Annotated in this window: 5 protein-coding genes; 3 read left to right on the top strand and 2 right to left on the bottom strand. The window is 60.8% G+C overall.

Features of this window, described 5'->3' with window-relative positions; translation table 11 throughout:
- Positions 1-149 precede the first annotated feature (149 nt).
- Together Q0349_RS09045 and Q0349_RS09050 are read right to left on the bottom strand one after the other, a co-directional pair.
- The gene (locus Q0349_RS09045; RefSeq protein WP_298080543.1) at positions 150-1523 is read right to left on the bottom strand and encodes an L-serine ammonia-lyase; all 1374 of its coding nucleotides are present in this window, start codon (positions 1521-1523) and stop codon (positions 150-152) included.
- Between the two features lie 15 nt (positions 1524-1538).
- Entirely contained in the window at positions 1539-2861 is a 1323-nt protein-coding gene (locus Q0349_RS09050) for an aromatic amino acid transport family protein (RefSeq protein ID WP_298080544.1), read from the bottom strand.
- A 274-nt stretch (positions 2862-3135) separates the two neighbouring features.
- Here Q0349_RS09050 and Q0349_RS09055 point away from each other — a divergent pair, with 274 nt between their 5' ends.
- From Q0349_RS09055 to Q0349_RS09065, 3 genes are all read left to right on the top strand, one after another.
- A complete protein-coding gene (locus tag Q0349_RS09055) occupies positions 3136-4911 on the top strand; it encodes a hypothetical protein (protein WP_298080545.1) in 1776 nt (591 codons plus the stop codon).
- 530 nt (positions 4912-5441) lie between these two features.
- A complete protein-coding gene (manX, locus tag Q0349_RS09060; protein ID WP_298080546.1) occupies positions 5442-6476 on the top strand; it encodes a PTS mannose transporter subunit IIAB in 1035 nt (344 codons plus the stop codon).
- A gap of 12 nt (positions 6477-6488) precedes the next feature.
- A partial coding sequence (locus Q0349_RS09065) for a mannose/fructose/sorbose family PTS transporter subunit IIC (RefSeq protein WP_298080547.1) occupies positions 6489-7098 on the top strand: 610 nt, incomplete at its 3' end.

Raw genomic sequence — 7098 nt, forward strand, 5'->3', positions numbered from 1 at the left:
GCGTACTGTCTTCGGCGACGCGCCTTGCCTGAAACTTTCGGTGGATTGCTATATTAGCGCGCCGCTGTGTCAGTTTTTGTCAGCAGTCTTATCGCGCCGTCAAAAAAGCCGCCCGCAGGCGGCTTTTTTCGTGCGCATGGTGCGAAGGCTCAGTTACACGGCACGATTTTCAGCGCCAGCCCGCCGGTGGAGGTTTCGCGGTATTTGGCGTTCATGTCGCGCCCGGTTTCGTACATGGTCTCGATGACTTTGTCGAGGCTGACGCACGGCTGGGTGGTGCGGCGCAGCGCCATGCGACTGGCGTTGATGGCTTTGACCGAGCCGATGGCGTTGCGCTCGATGCACGGCACTTGTACTTGGCCGCCGACGGGGTCGCAGGTGAGGCCGAGGTTGTGCTCCATGCCGATTTCTGCCGCCATGCAGACTTGTTCCGGGGTGCCGCCCATGATTTCGGTGAGCCCCGCCGCCGCCATGGAGCAGGCGACGCCGACTTCGCCCTGGCAACCGACTTCGGCGCCGGAGATGGAGGCGTTCATTTTGTAGAGCGAGCCGATGGCGCTGGTGGCGAGCAGGTAGCGCTCGATAGTTTCGGTGTTGAGCGGGTGGACGAATTTGTCGTAGTAGGCGAGTACCGCCGGGACGATGCCGCAGGCGCCGTTGGTCGGCGCTGTGACGACGCGGCCACCGGCGGCGTTTTCTTCGTTCACGGCGAGGGCAAAGAGGTTGACCCAGTCCACGGCTTCCATCGGGTCGTGCACGGCGCGCGCTTCCAGGGTGCGGCGCAGCGAGCAGGCGCGACGCGGGACTTTCAGTGGCCCCGGCAGGAGGCCTTCGGCGTGCTGGCCGCGCTCGATGCAGTCGCGCATGGTCTGCCAGACGCGCGCGAGGTAGGCGGCGAGTTCGGCCTCGCTGTGCAAGGCGAGTTCGTTTTTGCGCATCAGCGAGGAGAGGGGCAGGCCTTGTTCGTGGCAATGACGCAGGATGTCGGCGGCGTTTTTGTAGGGATAGGGGACTTCGATCGCGCTGTTGTCCGCTTTGCCGAAGTCGGCTTCTTCGACGATAAAGCCGCCGCCGATGCTGTAGTAGGTTTTTTTCAGCAGTTCTTCGTCGCCCGCCCAGGCGGTGAGGGTCATGCCGTTTTCGTGCAACGGCAGGAAGTTGTGGTGGAAGGGCATGTCCGCTTTGAAGTCAAAGGCGAGGGTTTTGCTGTTGGCGGGGTCGGCTTCGTTCAGGGTGAGGCGGCCGTCGTTTTTGACCGCGGCGATGGCGGGTTCGATGTGTTCGATGGGAACGCTGTCCGGCAGGTAGCCCATCAGGCCGAGGAGGATGGCGATGTCGGTATTGTGCCCGCGCCCGGTCAGCGACAGCGAGCCGTAAACGTCGGCGCAGACGCGGGTGGTGCGCGCGAGCAGGTTTTGCGCCAGCAGTTCGTCGATGAACTGCCGGCCCGCTTTCATCGGCCCGACGGTGTGCGAGCTGGACGGGCCGATGCCGATTTTGTACATGTCAAAGACGCTAATCATGAGCGTAACTCCCTGTTATTTGAATAGTCCGTACACGAGGGCGGAAATGGCGATGCTGCCCATGACGACGACGAATACATTACTGGCGGCGCCACGGTATTTTTGCAAAGCCGGAATTTTGTGAATGGCGTACATCGGCATGATGAAGAGGATCATCGCAATGACCGGGCCGCTCAGGCTTTCGATGAAGCCGAGGATGCTCGGGTTGAGGATGGCGACAATCCACAGGGTAATCATGAAGAAGACGGCACTGATTTTCTGGAATTTTTTCGGCTCAATCGGTTTGTCGAGCAGTTGGTTGACCAGACCTTCGAGGCCTTCGCGCGCGCCGAGGTAGTGGCCGAAGAAGGAGCTGGCGATGGCGAGGAAGGCGACGAACGGGCCGAAGTAGGAGATGATCGGGTTGTCGAAGCGGTTGGCGAGGTAGGAGAGAATGGGCAGGTTCTCTGTCTTGGCCTGAATGAGGTCATTCGGGGTGAGGGCGAGGACGCAGCTAAAGACAAAGAGCATGACGAAGATAACCAGCATGAAGGCGGTCTGGCGCAGGGTACGGCTGATTTCGCGGTCGCGGCCGGCTTCCGGGAAATGGTGCGCGTGCGAGACGGCGCAGGAAGAAATCGCGGGCGAGTGGTTGAAGGCAAACACCAGCACCGGAATGGTCAGCCACAGCGTCACCAGAAAACCGTGGCTGTTGGCGGTGGCGGACGGAAGTTTCGCCAATGCTGCGCCGCCTGCCGGACACGCCAGCCAAATGGCTTGCAGAAAATCACTGTTGAAGCTGAAGGCGATGGCCGTTTGACTAAAAATGGCACCATTCCATTGCGGGACAAGGAACAGCGAAAGGCCGAAAATGACCGCAATCAGCGGATAGACCAGCCAGTTGGTGACGGCGAGGATGACACGCTCATTGAGCAGCATGATGCCAATCATTACCGCCAGCAGGATGAACGACACCACGGCGCGCGACGGAGCGGCCATGTGCAACTGGTTTACGATGAAGGAAATGACGGTGTTGGTGATGCCGACGCCGTAAATCAGCAGGATGGGATAGATGGCAAGGAAATACAGCAGGGTGATGAGGCGGCCACCGGTTGTGCCAAAGTGCTCCTGCACAACGTAGGTGATGTCCTGCCCCGGATTTTTTGACGACAGCACGAAGCGGGCGAGGCCACGGTGCGCGTAATAGGTCATCGGCCCGACGATGATGGTGATGACAATCAGCGGCCAGATGCCGCCCATACCCGCGTTGATGGGGAGAAAGAGAATGCCCGCGCCGACGGCGGTACCAAACAGGCCGAGTGCCCAAGTGAAGTTGAAGTCGCTGAAGAGCTTTTTCATGGGAGGTTCCTTTGACTCAAATGATGATTTCACGCAGTTTTCACCGCGCGACCGGGTGAAAAACTGTTTATATTTTATCGGAATTAACAGAAAAAATCTTCTAATATAAAAAGTGTTTGCGTGAGTGAGGGTAATCCATACACAATTCACCGCGCGCACCTGCCACAAAAATCCACAAAAAACCTCATGATACCGTCGGACAGCCCCCCGCGCGACCGTTCCCGGCCGTAGTGCTATCGGCGATAATGCCGCCTTTTCCCGCCCGAAGTCTCCCATGCACAAAATCCTCATTGCCCTTGCCTTCGTCTGCCTCGCCGTGCGGGCGGAAACCGTCGCCACGGTGGACGTGGACGGCATCGCCGTACCGCTGCGCGCCACTTCCGTCCTGGCGGAAGACGTGCTGGACGCCGACCAAGCCGTCGCCCGCGCCCGCCTCGACTACACCCCCGGCAAGGAAAGCATCGCCTACTTTGACGCCAACGACCGCAAAATTGCCCGCCCGGTCGAGAGCGGCTACTTTCAGCGGACGCTCGGCAAAACCGCCGACGGCCGCACCGTGGTGCAGGAATTCTGGCAGGACACCGCCACGAAGCGAAGTGCACCGTATGCGCTGACGCGGCGGGCAGCGGCAACGAATGGCGGTGGCATCACCGCCCTTCTGCCGCCGCTACAGGCGGGGAAAGCGCTTGGCCGCGCGCTGGCGCGGCTACGCGCCCCGAACGCGGCAAATGGCGCGATTGACAGCACCCTGGTGCTTTATGACCGCAACGGCGCGGTTTCCTTCATAGCGCCTTTTCGTGCCGGGAAAGAGGCGGGATACAGCAATTACTATGAAGAAGACCGCCTGCGGATACAAAGCCCGCCATTACAGGCTGACGACGCGGCGCCACCCGATGAATTGCCGGAGTTCCGCGCCGTGGTGACGCCCCATATACGGGTGTTTTATCCGGACGGCAGGCTGCTGGCACTCATGCCCTCCCCCGCGCCGGGCGAGACGGCAAACGCTCTCACCCTGTGTTACCGCGCCGATGGTTCGCTGCTTGCCGCAATCAATCCCGACCGTGAGCCGTCACTCCGGCTATGGGACAGCGCAGGCACGCCGCTGACCCCGGACACGGCGGCACATGAAGCGGCGCGGGCAGAACTCAAGGCAACATGGCAACCAGTGAAAGCGCTGCACAGGCGATTCGATCAATCCCGGCTGGAATTATTCGACGGTGTGCGCCGCAACGCGCAGGGCGTGCGGGTGGTGGCGGTAAGCGGCATCGACGTGCCGCTGCGCGTGGACAACACACTGCCGGAGGCGATACTGGACGCCAACCGCGCGGCAGCACAGGGAGGAAGCATCACCTACATCGCGGGCGAGGCGCAGACCTTTTACTACGATGCCCGCTACCAAAAAGTCGCCCAACCCGCATCAGGCGGCTACTTCCGCAAAGTCGTCGGCAAGACCGCCGATGGTCGCACCGTCGCACAGGATTTCTACCAGGACAGCGGCAAGCCGCAAACGAGGATGTTCATCCTGCGCGCCGATGCCGCCGCAGATGACTTTCGTACCGAAATGGCGGACAGCCCGGTCGCCACCTATGGCCGCGACGGTGCCGTTTACCGGGTGCATTACCCCGTGCGGGCAGACAACACCACCCACCGTACCGCAGACTATGTCGAAGGCCGCCTGCTGATGCAGGATGCCTTGCCGCCGGGAACGCACGACCCGGATGACCCCTTGCGCGAATTGCTGGCCTTGCCGGATTACGTTCGCACCTTCTACCCGGATGGCCGCCTGTGGTCGCTCAGCACAGACGAAAAGAACGGCGACGGTATCCGCGCGGTGTACCGCGCTGACGGCTCGCTGCTTATGGCGCGCGGTACAAAAGCTGATGGCTACCCAAAAACGTGGTGGAGCGCGGACGGCAAGCCGCTGGAAAAAGGCACAGAGGCCAGGCGCCAGGCCATAGCGGAATACAACACACAGGTAGATACGTTGAACGCACGGCTGGACCAATGGCTTGAGGCAGCAGAACCGCCGCCGACCACACCCGAAAAATAAAAAAGCCCCGTTTTGCGCCCGCCCCGTGGGAGGGCTGGGGGTGGCAAACCATTCGCGTCAGCGACAGTTGTAGGTCGGGCATTCATGCCCGACGTTTTTTTGATGTCGGCCATAAATGGCCGACCTACGCGCTGCGCGCATGGGTTTGGCGGCAATGAGATGATAGAGTATTCTGCAGCGATGCGTTTTGCGTGAGTGTATCAGGTGTGCCGCTGCCCCAATGCCCGCGTGCGTGTTGGCTGCACCGCTACACACTACGCACGGGTTGCCGCATTCATGGCAACGGTTTTGCGACGCTGGGGCAAGCCCCTACTCGCGCTTTTCATTGGCTTGTAGAGTGTGTGCCGCAGGCACGCACGCGATAAAGGGGTTTGCTATCACCGCCCGCGCGGCTGCCCTGTTCAATTACGCGGGAAATTAACGTTAAATTGTGATTATCTTCTGTTAAAGCTAAAATTACCGCGCCAAGAGCAGCCTGCCCAAACCCATGCGCGTCCTGCCGTTGGCCATACATTTACAGGAGAAATTTCATGACAATAGCTGTTGTAATCACAACGCATGGTCACGCCGCCAAAGCCCTGCTGGCCACGGCAGAAATGATCATCGGCGAACAGGACAACGTGCGCTGCGTGGATTTCGTGCCGGGCGAAAACGGCGAGGTGCTGGCGGGGAAAATCCGCGCCGCCGCCGCCGAACTCGACACATCCGCCGGGCTGCTGTTGCTGGTCGATTTGTGGGGCGGCACGCCGTTCAATGCTTCCAGCGGCATCGCCCACGATGATGCCAATACCGAAGTCGTCACCGGGGTGAACATCCCCATGCTCGTTTCGGTGCTGATGGAGCGCGAAGACATCACCGCCCTGCCCGAACTGACCGCACTCGCCCAGCGCGAAGGTGCCGATGGCGTCAAGAGCCTGAAAACCCAGGCCGCCGCCAAGGCTGCGCCTGCCGCTGCCAGCAGCGCCGCTCCCGCTGCCGCCGCTTCACAGGAAACGTTCGACGAAAATGACCCCGAAGTGCAGCGTCTGCGCGCCGAAGCCTCTGCCAAGGTAAACGATGGTCCGCACATGAGCTTCGGCCTGTGGCGCATCGACGACCGCCTCATTCACGGCCAGGTCGCGACCCGCTGGACAAAGGAAACCGGCGTCAAGCGCATCATCGTCGTCAATGACAACGTCGTCAAAGACAAAACCCGCGCCACCATGCTCAAGCAGGCGGTACCGCCGGGCGTCACCGCGCACGTCGTCAGCGTGGACAAGATGATGCGCGTCTATAACAACCCCGAATACGCGGGCGACAAGGTGATGCTGCTTTTCACCAATCCGACCGACGCGCTGGAGCTGGTGCGCCGTGGCGTGCCGATAAAGTCCATCAACATTGGCGGCATGGCCTACAAGGAAGGGCGGGTGATGCTTGATATGTCGGTCTCGGTTGATGAAAAAGACATCGAAGCCTTCAAGGAGCTGGACAGCCGTGGCATTGAGCTGGAAGTGCGCAAGGTCGCCTCGGACAAGAAAGTCCCGGTATTGCAGCTCATCGCCGAAAAATACAAACCCGCCAACTAACGGAGTATTCCCATGGAAATCACCAGTTTACAAATCATCCTCGTCTTTCTCGTCGGCTGCCTCTCCGGCATGGGCTCGATTCTCGACGAATTTCAGACACACCGCCCGCTCATCGCCTGTACCCTCACCGGCCTTGCCCTTGGCGACATGACCACCGGCATCGTCATTGGCGGCACGCTGGAAATGATGGCGCTCGGCTGGATGAATATCGGCGCCGCCATCGCCCCGGACGCGGCGCTGGCCTCCATCATCTCCACCATCCTCATCATCGCCGGCAAACAGGAAATGGGTACCGGCATCGCGCTCGCCATCCCGCTCGCCGCCGCCGGGCAGGTGCTGACCATCTTCGTCCGTACCCTCACCGTCGGTATCCAGCACGCCGCCGATAAAGCCGTCAAAACCGGCAACCTTTCCGCCATCACCTGGTTGCACATCGGCGCGCTGCTGATGCAGGCAATGCGTGTCGCCATCCCCGCCGTCATCGTCGCCGCCACCGTTGGCACCGACAGCGTCAAGCATATGCTCGACTCCATCCCGCCTGTCGTCACCGGCGGTCTTAACGTCGCCGGCGGCATGATTGTCGTCGTCGGTTACGCGATGGTGATCAACATGATGCGCGCGC

Source organism: uncultured Cardiobacterium sp. (genome assembly GCF_938028185.1).
Lineage (GTDB): Bacteria > Pseudomonadota > Gammaproteobacteria > Cardiobacteriales > Cardiobacteriaceae > Cardiobacterium.